General features: G+C 43.2%; 26 protein-coding genes. 8 read left to right on the forward strand and 18 right to left on the reverse strand.

Features of this window, described 5'->3' with window-relative positions; all coding sequences use genetic code 11:
* Positions 1-453 precede the first annotated feature (453 nt).
* From KIV41_RS19795 to KIV41_RS19830, 8 genes are all read left to right on the forward strand, one after another.
* Positions 454-933 (forward strand): porin, encoded by a 480-nt coding sequence (locus tag KIV41_RS19795; protein ID WP_009705020.1) that lies wholly within the window; start codon positions 454-456, stop codon positions 931-933.
* 167 nt (positions 934-1,100) lie between these two features.
* Positions 1,101-1,502, forward strand: coding sequence for a GFA family protein (locus tag KIV41_RS19800; protein WP_005435931.1), 402 nt, complete (start codon positions 1,101-1,103; stop codon positions 1,500-1,502).
* A gap of 156 nt (positions 1,503-1,658) precedes the next feature.
* On the forward strand, positions 1,659-2,372 hold the full coding sequence (locus tag KIV41_RS19805) for a class I SAM-dependent methyltransferase (protein WP_045390925.1): 714 nt from the start codon (positions 1,659-1,661) through the stop codon (positions 2,370-2,372).
* A gap of 247 nt (positions 2,373-2,619) precedes the next feature.
* On the forward strand, positions 2,620-2,865 hold the full coding sequence (locus KIV41_RS19810; protein ID WP_045390928.1) for a hypothetical protein: 246 nt from the start codon (positions 2,620-2,622) through the stop codon (positions 2,863-2,865).
* 140 nt (positions 2,866-3,005) lie between these two features.
* The gene (locus KIV41_RS19815) at positions 3,006-3,458 is read left to right on the forward strand and encodes a hypothetical protein (protein ID WP_010450860.1); all 453 of its coding nucleotides are present in this window, start codon (positions 3,006-3,008) and stop codon (positions 3,456-3,458) included.
* A gap of 185 nt (positions 3,459-3,643) precedes the next feature.
* Complete coding sequence (locus tag KIV41_RS19820; protein WP_285337543.1) at positions 3,644-4,066, forward strand: hypothetical protein; 423 nt, start codon at positions 3,644-3,646, stop codon at positions 4,064-4,066.
* 195 nt (positions 4,067-4,261) lie between these two features.
* The gene (locus KIV41_RS19825; RefSeq protein ID WP_005435943.1) at positions 4,262-4,477 is read left to right on the forward strand and encodes a TIGR02450 family Trp-rich protein; all 216 of its coding nucleotides are present in this window, start codon (positions 4,262-4,264) and stop codon (positions 4,475-4,477) included.
* Positions 4,478-4,600: 123 nt separating this feature from the next.
* Positions 4,601-4,978, forward strand: coding sequence for a PH domain-containing protein (locus tag KIV41_RS19830; protein WP_010450867.1), 378 nt, complete (start codon positions 4,601-4,603; stop codon positions 4,976-4,978).
* Between the two features lie 337 nt (positions 4,979-5,315).
* On the opposite strand, the gene KIV41_RS19835 is transcribed toward KIV41_RS19830, so the two are convergent.
* From KIV41_RS19835 to KIV41_RS19920, 18 genes are all read right to left on the reverse strand, one after another.
* Complete coding sequence (locus tag KIV41_RS19835) at positions 5,316-5,603, reverse strand: hypothetical protein (protein ID WP_010450871.1); 288 nt, start codon at positions 5,601-5,603, stop codon at positions 5,316-5,318.
* A gap of 117 nt (positions 5,604-5,720) precedes the next feature.
* The gene (locus KIV41_RS19840; RefSeq protein ID WP_088879446.1) at positions 5,721-6,713 is read right to left on the reverse strand and encodes a flagellar motor protein MotB; all 993 of its coding nucleotides are present in this window, start codon (positions 6,711-6,713) and stop codon (positions 5,721-5,723) included.
* Positions 6,713-7,570, reverse strand: a complete 858-nt coding sequence (motA, locus tag KIV41_RS19845; RefSeq protein WP_010450875.1) for a flagellar motor stator protein MotA — start codon at positions 7,568-7,570, stop codon at positions 6,713-6,715. The genes KIV41_RS19840 and motA overlap by 1 nt, the downstream gene beginning before the upstream one ends.
* 10 nt (positions 7,571-7,580) lie before the next feature.
* Positions 7,581-8,309, reverse strand: coding sequence for a FliA/WhiG family RNA polymerase sigma factor (locus KIV41_RS19850; protein ID WP_010450876.1), 729 nt, complete (start codon positions 8,307-8,309; stop codon positions 7,581-7,583).
* 12 nt (positions 8,310-8,321) lie between these two features.
* Entirely contained in the window at positions 8,322-8,819 is a 498-nt protein-coding gene (fliL, locus tag KIV41_RS19855; protein ID WP_010450878.1) for a flagellar basal body-associated protein FliL, read from the reverse strand.
* A 21-nt stretch (positions 8,820-8,840) separates the two neighbouring features.
* Positions 8,841-9,992 carry a flagellar hook-length control protein FliK gene (locus KIV41_RS19860; RefSeq protein ID WP_285337544.1) on the reverse strand — a complete coding sequence of 384 codons (1,152 nt, stop codon included), beginning with the start codon at positions 9,990-9,992 and terminating at the stop codon, positions 8,841-8,843.
* Positions 9,989-10,309: a hypothetical protein gene (locus tag KIV41_RS19865; protein WP_038883762.1), complete on the reverse strand. Its 321-nt coding sequence runs from the start codon at positions 10,307-10,309 to the stop codon at positions 9,989-9,991. The genes KIV41_RS19860 and KIV41_RS19865 overlap by 4 nt, the downstream gene beginning before the upstream one ends.
* Positions 10,293-10,679 carry a flagellar export chaperone FliS gene (gene fliS, locus KIV41_RS19870; protein ID WP_038883760.1) on the reverse strand — a complete coding sequence of 129 codons (387 nt, stop codon included), beginning with the start codon at positions 10,677-10,679 and terminating at the stop codon, positions 10,293-10,295. Before fliS ends, KIV41_RS19865 begins: the two co-directional genes overlap by 17 nt.
* 22 nt (positions 10,680-10,701) lie before the next feature.
* Positions 10,702-12,039: a flagellar filament capping protein FliD gene (gene fliD, locus KIV41_RS19875; protein ID WP_038883759.1), complete on the reverse strand. Its 1,338-nt coding sequence runs from the start codon at positions 12,037-12,039 to the stop codon at positions 10,702-10,704.
* A gap of 319 nt (positions 12,040-12,358) precedes the next feature.
* A complete protein-coding gene (gene lafA / locus KIV41_RS19880) occupies positions 12,359-13,213 on the reverse strand; it encodes a lateral flagellin LafA (RefSeq protein WP_285337545.1) in 855 nt (284 codons plus the stop codon).
* Between the two features lie 148 nt (positions 13,214-13,361).
* Positions 13,362-14,159 carry an EAL domain-containing protein gene (locus KIV41_RS19885; RefSeq protein WP_010450892.1) on the reverse strand — a complete coding sequence of 266 codons (798 nt, stop codon included), beginning with the start codon at positions 14,157-14,159 and terminating at the stop codon, positions 13,362-13,364.
* Positions 14,152-16,242 carry a flagellar biosynthesis protein FlhA gene (gene flhA / locus KIV41_RS19890; protein ID WP_285337546.1) on the reverse strand — a complete coding sequence of 697 codons (2,091 nt, stop codon included), beginning with the start codon at positions 16,240-16,242 and terminating at the stop codon, positions 14,152-14,154. The genes KIV41_RS19885 and flhA overlap by 8 nt, the downstream gene beginning before the upstream one ends.
* 31 nt (positions 16,243-16,273) lie before the next feature.
* Entirely contained in the window at positions 16,274-17,401 is a 1,128-nt protein-coding gene (flhB, locus tag KIV41_RS19895) for a flagellar biosynthesis protein FlhB (protein WP_285337547.1), read from the reverse strand.
* Positions 17,398-18,174, reverse strand: a complete 777-nt coding sequence (fliR, locus tag KIV41_RS19900) for a flagellar biosynthetic protein FliR (RefSeq protein ID WP_285337548.1) — start codon at positions 18,172-18,174, stop codon at positions 17,398-17,400. The genes flhB and fliR overlap by 4 nt, the downstream gene beginning before the upstream one ends.
* Complete coding sequence (gene fliQ, locus KIV41_RS19905; protein ID WP_010450901.1) at positions 18,174-18,443, reverse strand: flagellar biosynthesis protein FliQ; 270 nt, start codon at positions 18,441-18,443, stop codon at positions 18,174-18,176. The genes fliR and fliQ overlap by 1 nt, the downstream gene beginning before the upstream one ends.
* A gap of 16 nt (positions 18,444-18,459) precedes the next feature.
* Positions 18,460-19,161 carry a flagellar type III secretion system pore protein FliP gene (fliP, locus tag KIV41_RS19910; protein ID WP_086026586.1) on the reverse strand — a complete coding sequence of 234 codons (702 nt, stop codon included), beginning with the start codon at positions 19,159-19,161 and terminating at the stop codon, positions 18,460-18,462.
* A 78-nt stretch (positions 19,162-19,239) separates the two neighbouring features.
* Positions 19,240-19,608 (reverse strand): flagellar motor switch protein FliN, encoded by a 369-nt coding sequence (fliN, locus tag KIV41_RS19915; protein WP_010450905.1) that lies wholly within the window; start codon positions 19,606-19,608, stop codon positions 19,240-19,242.
* Positions 19,608-20,405: a FliM/FliN family flagellar motor switch protein gene (locus KIV41_RS19920; protein ID WP_171357500.1), complete on the reverse strand. Its 798-nt coding sequence runs from the start codon at positions 20,403-20,405 to the stop codon at positions 19,608-19,610. The genes fliN and KIV41_RS19920 overlap by 1 nt, the downstream gene beginning before the upstream one ends.
* Positions 20,406-20,806: the final 401 nt, after the last annotated feature.

A 20,806-nucleotide genomic window follows, 5' to 3' on the forward strand; every position in this document is an offset into this window, starting at 1 on the left:
GTCTCAATTGAATGATTTTGCTGACAATTTAAAGCGCGAGTAACGTGATTTTCTACACATTTCGTTATCGGAATGCGGATTTCCGCTCTCAACCTCTAGTGCTTTCCTTTTTACCTAGGAAATCAACACTGAATGGAAGAAAAGTTCCAATTAATTTGTTTGTTTTATCCTCTGTTTTGATGTTTAAGGTTATGTATTTATTGGTTTTATATTTTGTTTATATGCCAGTGATGAAGTTTTATTAACTGCTGAGCTTTACGTTATGCCACAGCGGCGAAAACACAGGATGATGCATCCCATACCGCAAGTGAGGGGCGAGCTTCTTAAAAGAGAAAAGGCGCAACGTTCCCTGGAGTCACTTGCAATAAGGAAATAAAAAATCGATGCATGAGCATCACGTACTGAAGGATTAGGGAATGTTAGTCAACCTTTTATATTGAGAGTTATTAAGAAATGAAACTGAACAAATTTATTCTTCCAATCGCTGCTATCTTCTTTGCTACACAAGCTGCTGCTAACCCATACATTGGTGCTAGCTACCTATATTCTGAATACCAAGTAAAGAACGAGAACACAGACTTTAGTGATCAAAACAGCGGTTACAACCTTTACATCGGTTACCAGTTTAATGACCTACTATCGATTGAAGGTGGATATGCAGATTTCATCGATACGCACAAAGACTTCGAGCACATCTACTCTGATGCTTGGCTAGCAAGTGCGAAACTAACACTACCAATCACTATTTTCGACGTTTACGGTCGTGTCGGTATGGGTCACTTCCAAACTAACCTTGGTGACACGAACGACATCTACTACGGCGTAGGTGCAGGTGTGACATTGGGCCCAGCTCGCGTTGCACTTGAGTACACCATGTACGAAGCAAAAGTTGTTGAGAACAGCTACGCACTAAGTGCAGAGTTCCGCTTCTAAAAAAAAGCAACGACTTGTCCTAGTTGTTTTCCACTGCGCTTATGGAAGAGTGCGGTGGTTTTCTTCGTTCCATTTTTGCAAACCTGACTTACTTGTCTTTATTTCGTCGTGTTGGACTGGCATGGTGATTCGGTAACTGACATTCCAATAAAGAGAAGGACTTAACAATGGAAGTACTCAAAGGCTCATGTCTGTGTGGCAAGGTGAAACTCGAAGTCGCGGATGAATTCAAATACATGGGCAATTGTCATTGCTCTGAATGCCGCAAATTTACCGGATCCGATTACTCGTCAGCAGGTGGCGTTGCACTGGATAAACTGATTGTGATTGAGGGTGCGGAACACATCCAAACCTATCAGAAGAGCGCCAATACCGAACTCTCATTCTGCCGTCATTGCGGCTCTAGCCTATATTCGAAAAAGAACAACGGTATCGTCAATGTGCGCTTGGGTATTCTTGATGATGTGCCTTCCCATAAGCCAAGCTTCCATATTTTTGTCGCATCCAAAGCGCCTTGGAATGACATTACTGATGACCTCAAGCAATTCGAAGCCGAACCTAAGCTATAAGCGGGTTTGAGGCTGAGCGCCGTACCAAATCAGAAAGCACTTAAAGTTGTGAGATAGAGCCACTCAAATGAGTGGCTTTTTGCTTTTGAGTGGCAGTAATATCCGACACTATACGGATACGGTTAAATAACATCGACAGATTTTGGGAGAACATCAGTGAGCGAAGAATACAACCAAGCCATCTCTAAGCATTACGCGGCTTATCGCCCGCCGCTGCATCAAGTCATCCTACAAGCTAATTTAGGTGCGTTACCCCAGTTCCAGTTGGGATTAGATATTGGCTGTGGAACGGGCGTATCAACACTGGCATTGGCTAAATACTGTCAGCAACTGCATGGTGTGGACCCAAGCACGTCAATGATTGAGCAAACCAAACCATCAGAAGGTATTGAGTATCATGTCGGCGATGGTGAGCATGTGCCATTACCAGACAACAGTGTGGATGTCGTGACGTTTGCAGGCTCACTTTCTTATGCAAAGTCTGCGGCTTTGGTGACTGAACTTCAACGCGTTTGCCAATCTGCAGCGCACGTTGTGGTGTACGATTTTGAAGTGTTGCTCGAAAAGCCCCTCAAGCTATTAGGCATAGAGATGGAGCTGACGGAATCCAACTATGACCACGCTATCAACTTCAATGATTGTGACGCTTTCCAAGCGATGAAGGTTTACAAAGAGACCGTGGAGCTAGAAGTTAGCGCTGAAGAGCTGGCGCATGTGCTGTTTTCTTCTTCAAAGCGTTACAACAAGTTGGTTGAGGCATTCGCAGGAGACGACCCATTCGCAAACGCTGTTGAGGCTTTGAAGCAGCTTAGCCAAAAACACGTTATTCAAGCTGATACCTATTTCGCGATGTACCAGATAAATGCGTGAAGCTTACGCCAATTAATGACTTACCAAGGCCGCTATCACAGTGGCCTTTTTGTTCCTTGAAACTGTGAAATAGGCTCCGCTCTTCTTTTGTATGTGAACTTACAGTCAGTTTTGGGTAAACGATGGCACTTGAAAGTTAATCGCAACAAAAGTGAGGGGGAATTCAAATTCTAGATACGGAAGCTTGTGATAGTCTCATTCCGATTGTGGCTCGATCATAAACCTTTATTGATACCGAGAACTTATCGTGGCAAAAGCATTAAAAATTGAATCAGGTCACTATTTAAATATGGATCATGTCGTGAAGTTCTTATTCGCGAGCGACTCTATTGAAATTATATTATCGATTGATACTTTACCTAATCTTCATATTGGCATTGAAGGCAAGACGGGTTACGCCGAGTGTTTTGTCTCAGTACAAGAGTTCCACCGAATTAAACGTGAGTTGTGTGATTACATGGGCATCGATGAGCCAACGGCATTAGTTGATTGATTACCCAAAAATGACAGTAAAATTACGAGAACAGTACGCGAAGTCGCAACTTATAGTCTAACTTTTAACAATCACTGGCTAGGGTGAGCAGAACACAGCGGTGAAGGTCGCCCGTTCCACTAAATACAATAAGGGACTTTATGTCTGACAATTACCTACCTATGATCCAAGACTTTTTTCAGGTATTCGAAGCCCTGAATCAACATGTCTTGGACTCTTACGGTGAATTAGCAACGTGGGAAACCCAATTGGTAAGGCTTGATATTAACCAAGGTGATAAAGAAAAGTCGTATGATGTTGCGCAGATTGCAAGCATGCTGAACGTTTCTGAAGATGCAGTAAAGTCATTCTTAGTGATATACAGCTTCCTAAGCAACAACCTTTACGATCTCATTGGTAACCGTGAATATGAAGATTGGGGGACGGACGGCGACAGCCTGCAAGTTGAGTACTCGGATCTTACTATTGAATCGTTTGATGCAGACCAAATTGCTCCGTTAATGGAACGTCGCGTCTACTTCGAGTGGACGTTTGATGCGTTACAGCGATCGTATGATGAAATGATGGCGATTAAACACGGTAGAATAGCTTAATCAGGTTAACGTATAGCTAGACAAGTCACTTTACATAAATAAAGACAAGTGCCGCTCGTTGTAGCGGCTTTGTTTTTTGGGGCTTTCAAGCGTTTCTGTTTCCTCTTCTTACAACTCTTGAATTAAAATCTCTTTGTTAATCACGTATTGTGATGATTAGCGATTTACTTGTTAGAAGAACAAATATGAAAAAGAAAATCTCAACAATGGCTTTAGCAATGGCACTTGTCGGCTGTGATAACGCAAGCAAAGCCATCGACCAAGCACAAGAAGCTGCAAACAAAGCGATTGATACGGTTCAAGAGCAGATGGATTCAGTAGAGGAAGCGTTCAACCTGGACCAATTTGGTGATGCTGCGGAATCTGCAGAAGAACTTGCTGCATCGGTTGAAGAAGCAATGAATGTGGATTTCAGCGACCCTGAAGCGCTTATTGAAGCGAAAGAACACATTGCTAATGCGTACGCTTGTTTGGTGGAAGCATCTTCTGAATCGACAGTGGATAAGGTGATGGACAAAGTGATGTCATCTATCGGTAGCGAAGAAACCAAATCTCTGATTGAAGAAGGCATTGAGAAAGCACAAGCAGCGAAAGAATGCGTGATGTAATCGCTTTCAGTGAATCAAACCGATGAAAAAGGGGGATAGTGTTATCCCCTTTGTTGTTGAGAAGCACCTTAATAATCAACAAAAATAGATAGAGACAATAGCAAATACAGCTTTTTAGTATCTTAGCTTTATGGTGACCACTTTGGTCAGTTGCTACGTAATAAAGTTTGTTTACTGTATGAATGGCGGTGCATCATGAATCGAGTTCACCCTAAAAAGTTACTTCGCAGCAAATGGACAGCGACAGAACCGGTAAACAAAGAAAAGCACTTCATCATTTCAGAAATGGAGTTTGATGAGGAAGGCAATGTCGTGAGATGCGTGATTGAAGCTGTCATGACTAAGCGAGAGCGCGAGTTGGATTGGCATGATCTGAAAGACACACAACAATGGCGGCAAGGATGGAAATAGCATCGGTGCGATGACCAAAAACGAGATGGAGTTAGAAAAGTCACCAAAATCAGTAGGCTCGTGGTAGAGGCTCTGCTATTAATTGGTGGGTGATTTTATTTATTCATGTTCTGAGGTAATGCCATGATCGATTTCGACAGCTCGTCGGTTTTCAAACTTAAACCGATTGAAGTTTCTAATGTACGTGAAGACTTCCACAAGTTTTTGATTGAGGGTGAGAGTATTTTCGCTGGCTTCAAAACGGTACGTGACCAAGTGGTGTTCACCAACAAGCGTGTGATAGCGGCGAATGTACAAGGGATCACGGGCTCAAAAGTCGACTATACTTCACTGCCTTACAGTAAGATCAATGCTTTCTCGATTGAAACATCGGGTACGTTTGATTTGGACTGCGAGATCGAGTTATTCCTGAGTGAAGTTGGGCGAGTGCGCTTTGAGATAAGAGGTTCTTTCGACTTAGTATCGTTCAATAAAATGATAAGTGAGCACGTCCTCGGATAGATATTCGTTAAGGTGTTAATTAGCCAGAATGGAAGGCCAAAGACAAGGAGTCAGCATGGCGAAGAACAATGGGTTGAAAGGGAAACAAAGTAAACCAAGCTCAACCTTATTAGCTTTATTGGGGTTTACGGCAGGTGTTATCTTTTATCTGATGATCCGGTAATCCAATTCCTAATTTTTACCCCCAAAAAGGAAGCTTATTATACTTCCTTTTTTATGCCTTTCATGGTTGGTTTATAAGGTAGGAGAATGACATTCCAAAGCCTTCGCTTTGTATAAACCCGCTACAAACTGCCGAAATAATCAGTTCTATAAATCAACAGATCTTGGTGTGCCATCAAACCAAAAAGAAGAAATATAAGAAGCAGACGAACGCGAGTAGCGTAGCCGAGATAATTGGGTAGATGATATAAGAATCTTGCTTGTTGGTTCGCTGGAAGCAAAGAAACGTTAGCAATACGTTGTAAATAACCAGCAGCATGCTGATCATGGTGCCGCTATTAAGAGATAAGCTCCACAATTGGGTGAGAAAGAAACCTAGCAGAATATAGTCAAATACGATCAACCAGAGAAAAGCTTTTTTAAGGCTATCCTTTTTTACAAGCTGATTGGATTGTTGATGCATATTGGAGCTCAGAAAGAGAGTTAATAATGGTAACTATAGGTTACTAGGGTCTGTTAACTTTTCGCGGTTAAATAAGCTCAAAAGGTGAACAGACCCTAGGATTAGTGACCTACATTTTTATAGCTTTTGCAAGGCGGTATTAGATTTAGTCCCATCTGACGAATAAGAAATAACTTCCTGGCGAATGACTGGTTGGTTGAATTCTGCCTTCTCTTTGGCTTTTTGCAGTTCAGAGCCGTCTTGATTTCCAAAAAAAGTCTCTAAGACTTGTGCCGCAGGCGTTGTTAGAACAAATAGTTCTATGCGACGGTTCTCGCTTGAGTCTGGTTCTTCTGGATTTAGTAAGGCTCGATCTGACATCCCCGTCACTTGCATAACTCGAGCATCCGGCATGCCCCCAGAGACCAAGGTCTTTCTCGCCATATCTGCACGGGTTGCAGATAGAGCCCAGTTAGATTGCTTGCCCGCGCGCTGTTTGAATGGCGTAGCATCTGTGTGGCCACTAATTATAAGAGGGTTTCCAACGCGCTCAAATATAGGGGCTAATGCCAATAGCAAATCCTCAAAAAACGGTGTGAGTTCTGCTCCGCCACGACTAAACATGTGCTGCTTGTAATCATCTTGCAATACAACTCGAAGACCTTGTGGCGTAACCGTGACGTTTACGTTTCCTTGGGCGCTTATCTGGGCCATCATCTCTTCAATGACTTTCGCCAGTAGAGCCAGCTGCTCTTGTGTATCAAAGTTTCCCGGGATAAGAGAGTCAATCTCTGGTCCATCTCCATCGCCTTGAAAATATGAGCTCACAACATGGTTTGAGTTATGTCTGCTTGGCACAGATGAATCCTGCGCCAAGTCGATAGGTGAAATGCTCTGTGATGTGTCAAACGGGTTACCATAACTTTGGTCAAATACACTTGAACTGTGTAGATGAGCAACAATGGCTTTCCGCTCTTCTTTATCAACAACCTGCATTACCCATAAAACGAGAAACAGAGCCATTAACGCGATCATAAAATCAGCAAACGCCACCTTCCATGCACCACCGTGGTGTTCATCATGGCCGTGATTTTTAGAACGCTTAAAGACGACATGTTCTTGTTTTTGCATTAACCCTCCTGTTCAGCCAACCATTTTTCCATTTGATTGAAAGTTGGTTTTATATCGAGCTGAATGTGTTTACGCCCAGCGTCAATCGCAAGAAGTGTCGGCTTTTTCGCGATATAAGCAACAAGCGTCGCTCTAACGCATTCAAAGGCAGACATATCGCGTTTTACACGCTGTGCCATAGCATTACTGGTTGGATCTAAAAAACAGTAACAACCAAAAATACCAATAAATGTACCAACGAGGGCCGCTGCAACGTGATAACCAATCAAGGCAATTGAACCGTCAATTGCTTGCATCGTGATAATGATGCCACCTACGGCTGCTAAAATACCGAACCCTGGTAGCGCTTCTGCTGTTCTTTGTAATGAACGAGAAGGGAGCAAAAGGTCGGTCTGTATTGCTTCGATTTCCTGTTCTAACAGTCCCTCTAATTCATGAGGCGACATTTGTCCCATTGCCATTAAACGCAAATTGTCCGTAATGAAAGAAACAAGTCTAAAGTCACGGGCTACTAATGGGTATTTAGCGAAAATTGAGCTTTGCTCTGGGTTTTCAATATGTGAATCCAGAGATTTGAAACCTGTGCTTCGAATCGTCTCTAGTAGCACTTGCAGCAGTGCCATCAGCTCCATGTAGTATTCACGTTCATCTTTAGGTGCTGACATGACCGAGCGGAGTTGAAGACGCATTTCTTTTAATACTTGAGGAGGGTTGCCGACAATGGTTGCACCAATGGCAGCACCGCCAATAATTAAGATTTCAGCGGGTTGCCAGATAGCAAGAAGGCTGCCACCTGCCCACATGTAACCACCAAAAACACTCATAATGATAATGAGTGCACCGAGGAATTTTTGCATTATTGAACTCCTAAGAAGCCAGGTAATGATTGAGTTGTTTGAGTGCTTGTTTATGCAATTGACATATCCTTGGAGGAGTCAGGTCCAATACCAAGGCTATTTCATGTAAGTTGAGCTCATGTTGGTAGAACAATGTCAGTAAAAGTTGGTCCCGCTTGGTTAGCTTTTGAACTGCAGACTCAAGGCTTCGACGAGTGTGTTCGTGCTCCATACCGTCGTAATCACCACCAAACTGAGCATGGCTGTTTGCTTCGAGTAGTTGATCGAGACTTTGCATTTCACCTGCCAAAGCCGCATTTTGGCGAGCGTAATAATCCTGCTCGTTAGTCCCAAGGGCTTTGATGATTTCCGCGTCACTCGGCGGTCTTCCCAGTGACTTAGTGAGGTCTCTGGTTACATCGTTGAGCTCATGAGCTTCTTGACGGGTTTTTCTCGAACGCCAATCTAAACGACGAAGTTCATCCAAGATTGAACCACGTATTCGACACACTGCAAAAGCTGGAAAGTTAGGGTCTTCAATATCCCCATATCGCCTGCCAGCTTCAATCAAGGCAATGAGACCAATTTGCTGCATATCTTCTATGCTGCAATGTGTTGTCGCATGTACACGAAGTTGATTCACGATACGCTTAACCATGATTTGATGTTTTTGGAGTAACTTGTTTTCATCAATCTTTTGGGCTGGCGTTTGTAGCTGCTCAGCGGTCGCATAATCGTCTTGGAAGTTCATATCTAGCATAAATGAACTCCGCTATTGAACGACGTATTTTGTCAGCAGTACATCATCGATATCACGAACAATGCTTGTTTCAGCAAAAGAGAGTAATAAGGTATCTTTGACTTCTTTCTGCAGCGCTTCTATTGCACCTGATTGCTGAAGTTCATCAAACGTTTTATCGCTGAACAGTTTGAGTAGCGAGTTTTGAATCATTGGCATGTAATTGTCAATATCTTGAATTCGCTCTGGGTTGCGGGTTTCAACCGCAAGTTCTAGCATGACAAAGTGCGTTTGCTTTTTACCTTTGATTGTCAATACAACCTTATCAAGAGGGTGAAAGCTTGGCCCTTTTACAACTTCTTCTTCTTTAGTTAAGAATGAAAGTGGAGAATTTTCGATTAGGTTTTCGAAGCTTTTCTCCTCTCCAGAATGTTTTAAGTACCAGATCCCGCCAACTACCGTGCCAGCAGAAACTAGAGCACTAGTGATGATCATTGCGAAAATCATGGTGATCATTTGTGGTTTGGTCATAACCTTATCCTCGATAACTTATTAGGCTTGGGTATTGAGCCAGTGCTCTGAGCTCATTGCTGTAAATGTTTGTTGGCCATTTGATGATTCTCTTGAAGAAAAAATTGTAGCCTTGGCTTCCTCTTGAGATTCATTTTGGTTTTGTTGGCCTTTTCCTTGGTCTGAGCCCACGTTGACGTCCACATGAACGAAGTTTTGCTGTTGAAGTTCTGCTCTCAGGCGTTCGGATATTTGAACTAATGCTTCTCGTGTTGCGGTTGCGTTCGCATTGATTTGAACGTTAAGTCTGTCACCTTCTACGCGAACCAAAAGATCTAATTTACCTAACTCAGGAGGGTCGAGACGGATCTTCGCTTCTTGCATATTCTGTTGTGCTTGTAAGGTCACTCGGTCATGTAAAACTTGCATCATTTGTTCACCCCATTTACTAGCTTTGGTATCAATTTGCATTGATGCCCACTCAGTGCCTCCAGATTGCAGTTTAGGAGTAGGGACGTTCGAAACATGGTTTAGTTCGGCCGGTTGAGCATTGGAAATCAAAGTCGAAGCTACAAGTGCTGACTGCGGATTGTTGTTGGATACAATCTGAGTTGGATTTTCTATCGAAACTGGTTTGGCACTAGCTTGTGATAGAGTCTGCAAATTGTTTACTTGAGCTTGTTGATTGTTATTTAATATTTCTTTTTTTAACGAGTTTTGATCTGATTTATGTGACGCTGTCACATTGTGAGGGGTGAGCATTTTCGGTTCAAGTGTTAGCGTGCCCACTTTAGGTAAAGAACTCGAATCGATATTTCTTTCAGTTGCAAGTTTTTGCAGAGCCTCAGAAGTTGGTGTCAACCCAGTCATATTTTGTGTTTCGGGTTGTGAAGAGCCGAACCCGTTTAGAGGGTGCACATTCGCATGCCCGTCGCCTTGCGCTTCTGGAAGTCCGAACAAGCCAATTGAATGGGCAACCACCTCTGAGGATTCTTGTTGGTGCTCTATAGTCGGCTCAATTGTCTCTTCCGAATCAGTTTGGCTAAAGCTTGGTTGGGCATTAGAAACCTGCACATACTGGCCAAAGGCTAGACTTTGCTCGGTAATAGGTTGACTGACCGTACTTTGGCCAATTTTAGTTACTCCTGACGATTGAGAAGGGGTCGAGCTCAAAAGAGAGTGAACATTGATCATGGCATAATCTCCATAGACATTGCGAGCTCATAAGCCATTGCTCGCTCTTGCTGGGCATCAACCATTTCCATTTTTGCTTTTAGTTGGTCGGTTGCGTTTTTTAGCGCCACAAATGCCTTCAGGTGGGTAGACTTTAGGTGTGCCAGTTCATCTTGCAGGCATGGATCATTAACTAGTGTTGGATTTGCCGACAATAACTGCCTTAATTTTGCGTCATAAGCTTTCAAAGCCTCCCAATCAGAGGCTTTAGCTGAGGCTTCGATCTTTCGAGCAAACTGATTTAGATAGCCTGCTGGAACTTTATGCTTGCTTACCAAAGTTTACCCAGCCTTCTCGAATGTTTCCCATTACACGCTCTACATTAATTAAGCGTTCTGTGTCATTCTTCACGCTCGCGGTGTAGAGTTCCATCTGGCAAAAGTCGTAGAGTTGTTGAAGATTTTGTGCAACTTCGCCGCCGTTCTCTTCATCTAAAGCACTGGTTAGTCCAATTAGAATGTTCATGCATTTATTAATGCCAATACCTTTTTCAGCTAGTCGGCCAGCGGTCATATGACCTCTAACGCGCTCCAACTCGTCGAGTAAACCATCAATTAGCATCACTACTAATTGGTGAGGGTTAGCGGCGGCTGCTTGTGCATCAAGATCGACTTGCTGGTATGAGTCGTAGCCTGAATCCATTAGCATAAGTATTTCTCCTAAAAGCGTTTTAACCAAACATTGACATGGTTTGGTTCATTTGAGTCATTAATGTGTTCATTTGCGTAAATTGCTTTAGATACCGCTTGTACGAGGTATCGTATTTACGCTCTAGAGTGGCTTGCTTGTCTTCAATTCGATCGATACTAGAACGGAGAGCCTCTTTACGAGAGTTAAATAGGCCTGATGAGAACTTCAGGAACGGCTCAGCCATTTCATCTAGAGTATCGAGTAGGGCGCCGTCACCATTAAACATGGCTTCAATACCTGCGCTATTTGTTTTTTGCGCTTCTTGGAATTTCTCACTGTCTACTGTTAGTTTCCCATTACGGTCTGGCGTGATCCCGATTTCACTTAGTCGCATTCCATTAAATTCGCCACGTGTGATTGCGGTTAACTGGCTCTCAATTGAACGAAGAGTAGGGTCGTTGGCTAAAGCTCCACGCTCTTTGTTTTCTCCTCCGACTTGAGTGTACTCGTCAAGTGTCGAGATCAAGTTGTTGTATGTTTCAACAAACTTATCGATTTGCTCTTTTGTCCCTTCACTATCAGGACCGACAGCTAAACTGATTGGTGCCTCGCCGGCTGTTTGTGCCTTACTTACGGTTAGATCTACACCGTCAATAACACCTTCGAATTTGTTGCTTGAGTTGGTGAGTTTTAGGCCCGTATTTTGAGCGCCCAACCAAATCACCGCATCTTGCGGTGCCGTGATCTCTTTTGTGTTGGTGAAAGCATCGTCAAACCATGCTTGTCCTGTACCGCTTGAGCTGACATTAATCGTATTTGCAACGCCCGTTTCGGTGCTTGAAAGCATAAAGTGAGTTTGTCCATTGGAACGAACTAAAGTGGCATTCACACCAGGGTTGTCATCATGGTTATTGATCGCGGTGACCAGCTCAGACATCGTTGTTTTTCCATCTCCGTCATTATCGACAGTAGAGAGGTCAACGCTCATGCTTTTACCGTTTATCGTAAAATCCAAAGTCCCGGTTGTCGGGATCTCTGTGGTTGCTTCTAGGTCAGCAGGCATCCCTGTAGATAGCTGATGAGCAGTTGCTACTTGCTCTACGAAAACTTGATAGCTACCAGATAGTGCATTCGCGTTTGCATCAGCGGTAAAAAAACCTTCCTGAGAGAGTGTCGTTGAGTTTTTTACTATGCCGCTCGTACTGCTGTTCATTCCATTAACCGCTGTGCGGAATTCACGAAGCGCGCTTTCAACTTTTCCTAGTGCAGTCAGCTGAGCTTGGTAGCGGTCAGACTGCAGCTTGTAGCGCTGTTGAAATGGCTGTACATCGTAAGTTGCCAATTGAGTGGCCATAGAAATTGGATCTATTGAACTCATGAGGTCATTCCCTCTCTCATCGTTTTCGTACCATCTAGAGATAACAGTAAAGTGAATATTTACTAATGATATAAAGGGTTATCGCAAGATGCGTGCCGATAGTTAATTTTTAATAAAAACAGTTGTTTATATTTGTTTTTACATTCTGGCGGAAGCCGAATTTCCGCTGTTGGCATTCCGCTTTTCCTAGGCGCCAAGGTATAGCGCTTCCTTATTTATAGGCGACCTAATGGCGGGTAAAATTAATCACCTTTCGCTAGTCAGACTAAAAAAAAACCTCCCAGCGGGAGGTTTAATGGTGAAGGTTACTTTCGCTAAATTAGCGAAGTAGAGACATTGCCATGCCTGGAAGTTGATTCGTTTGAGATAGTACAGTTGTACCAGCTTGCATCAACATTTGGTTCTTCGTCATGTTAGAAGATTCAACGGCAAAGTCAGCGTCCACGATACGGCCTTTAGCAGCAGTAGTGTTCTCAACCATGTTACCTAGGTTAGTCATTGTGTGCTCTAGGCGGTTGATGTTTGCACCAAACTGGGCACGGCTTGCGCCGATATCTTCAATAAGGCCAGCTGCACCGCTGATTTTATCAAGTGCTGCTTTTGCTTTCGTTGCATCACCGATACCATCAGTGATGGCTGCGTCAGCTAGAGTTGCTGCTACTTTTTTAACGCTTACCGATGCGTCAACAGCTAGAGTTTCAGCAGAAGACGAACCAATTTGGAAGTTAACTGCACCAGCTTCGAATGCGCCTGCAGTCGCTAGTAGTTTTTGACCACCGAAAGACGTGTTGCCCATGATGTTAGTTAGCTCAGCAGTTAGCTGCTTAAACTCAGTATCCATTGCTGTACGGTCAGCAGCGCTGTTAGAGCCGTTCAATGATTGAGTAGCTAGGTCGTTCATGCGGTAAACGATGTTAGTCATTTCGTCCATCGCACCTTCAGCTGTTTGCATCATAGAGATGCCGTCTTGTGCGTTACGCATCGCAACGTTCATGCCACGAGTTTGTGCTTCTAGACGGTTAGCGATTTGCAGGCCAGCAGCATCATCAGCAGCAGAATTAACTCGGAAGCCTGTGCTCAAACGCTCCATTGCAGTGTTTAAAAGACCACTTGTGTTGTTTAGCGTGTTTTGCGTAACAAGTGAAGCGTAGTTAGTATGCATAGATAAAGCCATCTTAAGTCTCCTTGGTTTCTCAATATCTTTTTCAGGCTTCGGGAAATTCCCTTGCTCACTAACTAGAGGCGGATGGTTGTTGGTGAAGATTAATTAAAAAAATAAAAAATTTTTCAATTAAATGTATTTTGCTCTGTTTTAGTGATGTCTATTCCAAAGTCGGTGCTTTGAAAGAGATAGGGGTAGGTAAATCGCTGAAATAGCCAAAATAGTAGCTTGCTCCAAGCAGGCGATAACGATTAAGTTCACTTTGGTTTGCAACTCGACTTGCTACCCATTTATAGCGGTACTTCCTTAAAAAACGAGCAACTGGTAAGAAAGCTTCTCTATGTTCTTTGTCTTCTAAGTTGACCACCATTTTGATCATATCTGGTTTAAATGAATGCACTGTATCAAGGTCAAGATGCGAGGTTGTTACCTCGAACCACAGTGAAAAGGCATGTTCACGAAGTTTTTCGACCAGCTCAAAGCTTTCTTCTGTGGAGCAAAATGGTTCATCAAATTGTATTGACGGGATGATGTGTTTGAAGGCTTTACCGTGATGTTCAATGACTCGATTAAGATAGCGATTCCCGTTTGCCCATAGCAGCGCACTCATTCGAATTGGAACAACAACGTTACTGATCAAATCCGGGTGGAAGGTTTCCATTTGAAACTGAGTTTGACGGATGGCTAGATAGATACTGTAAAGGTCTAGACACAGAATCATTGTTTCAGATAAGTCAAAATCATAAATACTTTGCTCACCGGAGTGGCCAAAACGCAGCGTGAGATGCTGAAACTCGATATCGCCAGATTGCACTTGCCTAATAGCTTGGCAAGCGTGCTTTATGTCTTGTTTGGTAAAAGCGTCATAAACAATTTGGTCGTCATCCGTGACGACGCTTTGCTTCATTAACTTACACAAGTGTAAATATATTGCTTGTGCTGAAGTGAGATTAGCCAAGGTTTCCTACCACATTAATTTGTTTATTTTCTGGAATTTCATTATACGACAACACCGCAAGACCTTGCGTGAAGGTGCGCGCGTATCGAGAAAGTAATGGTCGCAATTGAGGCATCACTAATAAGATCGGTGCAAGCCCTTGTTGCTTTAATTGTTGTCTAATCAAAGGCAAGTTCTGCTGGAACTGCCCCAATATGTTGGGCTCAATAGGGAAGCTATCAAGCATTACTGGACCATTTGCTTGTGCTTGCTGTAGTGACGTCAGTAGCATTTGCTCAAGTTCATCAGACAACGCGTAGACGCTAATCTCTACTTTCTTCCCTGCGATTAAGTTGACTAACGTTCTTCGTAACGTACAGCGAACATCGGAAGACAACAAAATTGGGTCTTTAGTATTTTCGGACGATTCAAGCATAGTGTTTGCAATACTACGGATATCTTTAAGTGGCACCTGATCGAGCAGCAGTTGACGATACACCTTGAGTTGTTGGGCTGTCGTTAATGCGGCTCCCAGAGCTTCTGCTAGTTTTGGAGCTTGTGCCATCAAACGTTGGTTCATTGCTTCAACGTCATCATGGTTGAATAAATCGGCAAGATTGGTTTTCATCACTTTGCTGATATGAGTTGCGATAACGGTTGAATCGTCGACAACTTGGTAGCCCATATTGAGTGCTTTCGCTTTGTCACTGTGTTCAATCCAAACGGCTGGTAGCTGGTATGCTGGGTCACTGCCCAAAATACCATCGACTTCTCCGTATGTTTCACCAACAGCAATAGCCATCAGTCTGTCTGGTTCAATAAAACCTTCTTCTATTACTTCACCATTGAGTGAAATAGTGTATTGATTTGGCTTAAGAGCTAGGTTGTCACGTATGCGTACCTCAGGAAGCAGAAAGCCAACTTGCTCAGAGAGGTTTCTTCTTACACCACGAATACGTTGTGCCAATGGCGCTCCTTGCTCTCTGTTTACAAGGTGTACTAAGCGATAACCAAGTGACAATGCAAGAGTATGTACATGTGGAATATCATCCCAAGTAAGTGGGGTTTCCTCCTCTTGCATCGCTTGTGAAATTGCTTCTACTTGATCGAGTTGATGGTCTTGAACTGGTTTTTTTAATTGGCGCCACCCTGCAAAGCCAAGTACAGCCGCGAACGTAAAGAAAGCAAGATGTGGCATGCCAGGAACAATACCAATGATGACCATAATGCCAGCAACCGTAAACAAGGTTGCTGGGGTCGCCAATAGCTGTTTGTGCATGGTCTCTGACATGTCATTGTCAGTATCATTAATGCGAGTGACGATGATAGCGGCAGCGGTTGCCAGCAGCAGGGATGGGATTTGCGCGACTAGGCCATCACCAATGGTCAGCAATGCATAGGTTTTGAATGCTTCCGAAGCAGGCAGGCCGTGTTCAAACACACCAATGCTGATACCACCAATGATGTTGATAAATAGAATCAAAAGACCTGCTACTGCGTCACCACGAACAAATTTAGATGCACCATCCATTGAGCCGTGAAAGTCTGCTTCATTCGCAACTTCTTTACGTCTTAGTCTAGCAGTTTCTTGATCAATCAAGCCGGCATTCAAGTCGGCATCAATAGCCATTTGCTTACCCGGTAAGGCATCCAAGGTAAATCGTGCCGATACTTCAGAAATACGTTCACCACCTTTGGTGATCACAACAAAGTTAATGATCATTAAAATGATGAATACGACCATACCGACGACATAGTTACCGCCGATGACGACCTCACCGAAAGCTTGAATAACTTTACCAGCAGCGTCGCCACCATTATGACCTTCAAGTAATACAATACGGGTCGAGGCAACGTTTAGCGTTAGGCGTAGAAGAGTCGCAACCAGAAGAATTGTCGGGAAGATAGAGAAATCGAGTGGTCTCTTCGCCGTTGTGCTTACTAATAAAACCAGTATCGCAAGTACGATATTGAAGGTGAATAGGGCATCCAATAGTAGTGGAGGCAATGGCAAAATGACCATTGCTAACACCATCAACAGTACAACGGGTATCCCGATGTAGCCTTTTGTCGAAGTTTGGATCTGTTTTAACCGGTTAAACATGCTCTTGTATCCTTGGGTAAACGCTGGTTAATCAGTGCTGCAAATGTTTAGGAATAGAAAAAATAGGCAATGGGTGTGGCTTTTTGCCCGAGCCTTTACGAAAAGCCTTCAGCTGCAATACGTAAGTCAGAATATGCGCCACTGCAATATAGAGCTGGCTTGGAATCGCTTGCTCAATAGCGGTGGTGTAATAGATTGAACGCGTCAGAGGTGGCGAATTGATAATTTCGACTTGGTTTTCTCTTGCGATTCTTTGAATGTGCATTGCTGTTTCATCGACGCCTTTAGCTACTACAAATGGGGCTTCAGAGAGGCTCATATCGTACTTTAACGCCACCGCGTAGTGGGTTGGGTTGGTGATCACAACGTCCGCAGTTGGCACCATCTTATCAATTTTACGTCGGGCGAACTGTTGTTGAATCTGGCGAATACGTTGTTTAACTTCAGGTCGTCCCTCGTTATTTTTAAATTCTTCTTTAAGCTCTTGCTTTGTCATTTTGAGCTCTTTTAAGTGCTCCCATCGTTGGTAAGGAATATCGATGACACCAAAAATGAGAAGTGCAACGCCCATCAGGAGCAACCCTTCAAACAAGATAGACATGATCATCGTTACCCCTTGATTAAGAGGTAGGCTTTGCATCCCTAACAATGGCTGAAGGTGGTTATCTAGATAGCCGTAAAGGACGGCAAAAACTACAGTGACTTTGAGCGTTGACTTAATTAACTCGACTAGAGATCGAGTCGAAAACATGCGTTTTATACCTGAAAGAGGATTCAGCTTGCTTAACTTGGGCAACATGTTTGCTGGACGAAACATCCAACCACCTAGCACAAGTGTACTGGCGACGGTAACGATGATGATGACAGCAAACATAGGTACTAGCATTTCGATGATCATCGCTAGGCTTTGCCCGATTTGTTCCACCATTTGATTCGGTGATGCGAGATCGTCTTTGGTCAATGCCATATTGTAACGGAAGACACCCGTCATACTCTGCCAAATATTGGAGAGCTGAGAGTAGAAATAGAGAGCGACAGCCAAAAAAATAACTGCGGTCGTAAACTCTTTTGCTCTTGGGATCTGCCCCTCTTGTCTCGCTTTCTTAACTTTCTGCGGGGAGGCTTTTTCAGTTTTGTCTTGTGAAGATTGATCGTTCATGCGCCCCCCATCATGAAGCTGTTTAAATAACGCAAAGTATCGTGTACTAGAGCGGTATACCGGCTAGGCACGCCTGAAATTGAAAGCAGAACACTAAATAGACCAAGCATCATGGTCATAGGAAAACCGAGTGCGTATACGTTCAGTGAAGGCGCGGCTCGGTTCATTACACCAAAACTGATGTTGGCGAGCAGCATAGAAACGATCGCGGGTAGGGCGAGAGCGAGAGCAGATGTAAACATCCAGCCAAATACATTTAGGACCCCGTGTATTGAGAGCAAGGAGATCCCCGATCCTACAGGCCATATTACAAAGCTCTGAATCAAAATATCAATGATGAGTAAGTGCCCTTCTAAAGCCAAAAACAATAAGGTTGAAAACAGTAAGAAGACACGACCTAAGATTGCAACGGAGAGGCCATTGACAGGATCATTCATCATCGCCATACCAAGACCCATTTGCAATGAGACGATCTGACCCAGCATTGTAAAAATGGTAAAAAGCATATGTAGAATTAAGCTAAACATTATCCCCCAAATTGCCTGTTCGAATGCAAGGAACAGTGAGGTGAGAGAAAATAGCTCAACTTCAGGCATTACGGGCATCAATGGTGCCGTGATGACGACAATTGAAAGTGCGAGTAGGCTCCTGACCCAAACAGGGATAAGTGCATCCCCGAAAAACGGCATGGAAATGAAAACGGCGCCAATACGAAAAAATGGCCACCAAAGTTGACCAAGTATGACGGAAAGCTCGGCAAACGTAATGGCCATTAGCCAATCATTCCCGGAATGTTATGGAACAGATAATCAAACAGTTCCATGATTTTACGCAGCATCCAATGGCCAGCAAAAATGACCATAAGTAGAGTGACCAATAGTTTGGGAAGAAAACTTAAGGTTTGCTCATTGATCTGAGTTGCTGCTTGAAATACTGCTATTCCGAGACCGACCACAAGTCCTGGTACGACTAAAACGGCCACCATTAAGATAATGAGCCATACCGCGTCAGAAAACAAAGTGACCGTCATTTCAGGAGTCATGATTTATTTCTCCCTGTTACCCAAAGCTTGCAGACAAGGTGCCTACCGTCATGGCCCAGCCATCAACCAAAACGAAGACCATTAACTTGAATGGTAAAGAAACGATCAGCGGTGATAGCATCATCATGCCCATAGCCATCAAAACACTGGCAACGACCAAGTCAATAATGAGAAATGGAATAAATAGCATAAAGCCAATTTGAAATGCCGTTTTTAGCTCACTTATCACAAAGGCTGGGAGTACAACTGCGAAGGAAATCTCCTCGATATTTTGATCGATAGGCTCATTAGCGATTCGCAGCATTTGCTCCAAAGCACTTTGATGGGTCTGAGCTAGCATGAAGTTCCTAACGGGCTTTTCCGCGACAGAGAATGCCTGAATCAAGGTTATTTCACCATTATCGTATGGCTGAAAAGCATTGTCGTAGATGTCAGACCATACTGGTCGCATTATCAAAATAGTCAGCGAGAGTGCGATACCGACAAGAACGCGGTTAGGAGGGCTTTGTTGTAGGCCTAATGCTTGTCTTAGTATCGCCAAAACAACGATGATACGAGTAAAACTGGTTGCCATTAAAATAAAAGCAGGCAAAAAGCTCAATGCCGTCATTAACAACAGGATTTGGAGCTTAACGCTGTATTCTTGCTGTGTTTGACCATCTGTCACTGACAAAAATGTGAGGCCACTCTCTGTTGCAAATGTTGGGAATGACATCATCCCCAACGTGCACAGTGCGATAAATGCAGCTAGGAGTGAAGGCTTTTTAAAAATGCGCATGCTTTTAGGTACCACTGTTTATCGACCAACACCAGATAAAGCAGAATCAAGAACGTCGATAAGTCTTAAACCGTATTTTTCATTAATAACAACAACTTCAGCATGACCCATTAATGCGCCATTGACTTTCACGTCTAGCGGTTCGCCATTGAGTTTATCTAACTCTAATACCGTACCTTCCCCCGCTTTCATCAAATCTCCTAGGGCAATTTCTTTACTTGCAACCTCTAGAGTTACAGTAACAGGAATGTTCTTAAAGAAACTCAGATCTCTCTCAGCGAAAGCTGGAGTGTCTGTAGATACTTCGTTGTCCAAGTCTTCAAGTTGGAAGTCATCAAAGTTAATGTCGTCACTGTCGAAAGCAGTGTTTTCAAAAGATTCGCTCATTAGTGCGATTCCTTATTTTGGTTAAAAATCAATACGAGTTGGCCGTCGTTTTCTGCCACGCGACCTGAGAAAAGTGTTTGGTTACCAATGCTTAGTGGGACATTGGCAAACAACTCTATTGGAAGAATATCTTCCGGTTGAAGCTGCACAACATCACTTAACGACATCGTCTTTTTAGCTAGTACAGCATTCAAACGAACAGGGGCTGAGGTTAACGCCTGCTTAAACGGTTCGTTCAGATCGGACTTTGATTGAAGCTCCAGCTCGTCAATTAGGGTTTGTACTAGTTGACCGTCCAACTTCATGTGGATGGTGCCAACATGATCCTTGAACTTAATGGTTAACTGCACATGCAGGCCAACGCCGCTGGTAGGTTCAAAGCGTTCGGCCTTCCACATTTCTGAGGGTGCTAACCAGTTTCCCATCAGTTTACTGATTTTTTCTTGAATTCGGATATCACTACTGGTTAAAGACGTTGTAGAACGTTCAACCGTTGCACCATAAAATCGATCTGCAAGTTTAATCAGAGTTTCTGTCTCAGTATGTATGTATATAAGGCCACCACTTTGGTGCCTTAGTGTCGATGTCGTGTTCGCTTCCATTTCAGATGGTGAAAACGAATGTAGCTCGACAGAATGTATCTTCGCTTCGACTTTGTTGGTTTTAAGCCAGTTCTGCAGCTCATTAGTTAAGCCATTACAAGACTCCGAAATTAGGGTAAACAACTTTTCACGTATGATATGAATAGGCTTTCCTAACAATTCTACATTTAAAATCTGCACGTCTGAATTAGCCATTTAAACTCTGCTTCTTTATATATTTTACCTTGCGTTAACAATTGTCTTTAATCCACAATCGCAGCGACAGTCTACACAGGGTTATTTATTATTTATTAGCATGGCATTTTAATAATGTGACTTCGGTTCATATGTTGACATGGAGTTGACAAAGTCATCTTCAAATAAAATCAGAAAACGGGTACTTTGATTTATAAATAAGTTAATAATAAAAAATATTAAAATTTAACGAGCAAAGCTCGTTTTTTATACTCTCTATTACCAATAGAGAATTAGTCAGGAAGTTATGTGGTTTACATTTCTAACTTATTGTTTTGTTAGTTTTAAATCATTGAACGGCAGGCTTGGTTGCTTAAATAACACACAACTTAAAGCGAGTGATGTTGTTTCAAAGTAGGACT

Source organism: Vibrio sp. D401a (genome assembly GCF_030248515.1).
GTDB lineage: Bacteria > Pseudomonadota > Gammaproteobacteria > Enterobacterales > Vibrionaceae > Vibrio > Vibrio rotiferianus.

Bases quoted from the DNA above. Each gene is read 5' to 3' on its own strand.
- KIV41_RS19795 (WP_009705020.1), top strand. From the start codon at position 454: ATGAAACTGAACAAATTTATTCTTCCAATCGCTGCTATCTTCTTTGCT.
- KIV41_RS19800 (WP_005435931.1), top strand. From the start codon at position 1,101: ATGGAAGTACTCAAAGGCTCATGTCTGTGTGGCAAGGTGAAACTCGAA.
- KIV41_RS19815 (WP_010450860.1), top strand. From the start codon at position 3,006: ATGTCTGACAATTACCTACCTATGATCCAAGACTTTTTTCAGGTATTC.
- KIV41_RS19820 (WP_285337543.1), top strand. From the start codon at position 3,644: ATGAAAAAGAAAATCTCAACAATGGCTTTAGCAATGGCACTTGTCGGC.
- KIV41_RS19825 (WP_005435943.1), top strand. From the start codon at position 4,262: ATGAATCGAGTTCACCCTAAAAAGTTACTTCGCAGCAAATGGACAGCG.
- KIV41_RS19830 (WP_010450867.1), top strand. From the start codon at position 4,601: ATGATCGATTTCGACAGCTCGTCGGTTTTCAAACTTAAACCGATTGAA.
- KIV41_RS19835 (WP_010450871.1), bottom strand. From the start codon at position 5,603: ATGCATCAACAATCCAATCAGCTTGTAAAAAAGGATAGCCTTAAAAAA.
- KIV41_RS19840 (WP_088879446.1), bottom strand. From the start codon at position 6,713: ATGCAAAAACAAGAACATGTCGTCTTTAAGCGTTCTAAAAATCACGGC.
- motA (WP_010450875.1), bottom strand. From the start codon at position 7,570: ATGCAAAAATTCCTCGGTGCACTCATTATCATTATGAGTGTTTTTGGT.
- KIV41_RS19850 (WP_010450876.1), bottom strand. From the start codon at position 8,309: ATGCTAGATATGAACTTCCAAGACGATTATGCGACCGCTGAGCAGCTA.
- fliL (WP_010450878.1), bottom strand. From the start codon at position 8,819: ATGACCAAACCACAAATGATCACCATGATTTTCGCAATGATCATCACT.
- KIV41_RS19860 (WP_285337544.1), bottom strand. From the start codon at position 9,992: ATGATCAATGTTCACTCTCTTTTGAGCTCGACCCCTTCTCAATCGTCA.
- fliS (WP_038883760.1), bottom strand. From the start codon at position 10,679: ATGCTAATGGATTCAGGCTACGACTCATACCAGCAAGTCGATCTTGAT.
- fliD (WP_038883759.1), bottom strand. From the start codon at position 12,039: ATGAGTTCAATAGATCCAATTTCTATGGCCACTCAATTGGCAACTTAC.
- lafA (WP_285337545.1), bottom strand. From the start codon at position 13,213: ATGGCTTTATCTATGCATACTAACTACGCTTCACTTGTTACGCAAAAC.
- flhA (WP_285337546.1), bottom strand. From the start codon at position 16,242: ATGTTTAACCGGTTAAAACAGATCCAAACTTCGACAAAAGGCTACATC.
- flhB (WP_285337547.1), bottom strand. From the start codon at position 17,401: ATGAACGATCAATCTTCACAAGACAAAACTGAAAAAGCCTCCCCGCAG.
- fliR (WP_285337548.1), bottom strand. From the start codon at position 18,174: ATGGCCATTACGTTTGCCGAGCTTTCCGTCATACTTGGTCAACTTTGG.
- fliQ (WP_010450901.1), bottom strand. From the start codon at position 18,443: ATGACTCCTGAAATGACGGTCACTTTGTTTTCTGACGCGGTATGGCTC.
- fliP (WP_086026586.1), bottom strand. From the start codon at position 19,161: ATGATGTCATTCCCAACATTTGCAACAGAGAGTGGCCTCACATTTTTG.
- fliN (WP_010450905.1), bottom strand. From the start codon at position 19,608: ATGAGCGAATCTTTTGAAAACACTGCTTTCGACAGTGACGACATTAAC.
- KIV41_RS19920 (WP_171357500.1), bottom strand. From the start codon at position 20,405: ATGGCTAATTCAGACGTGCAGATTTTAAATGTAGAATTGTTAGGAAAG.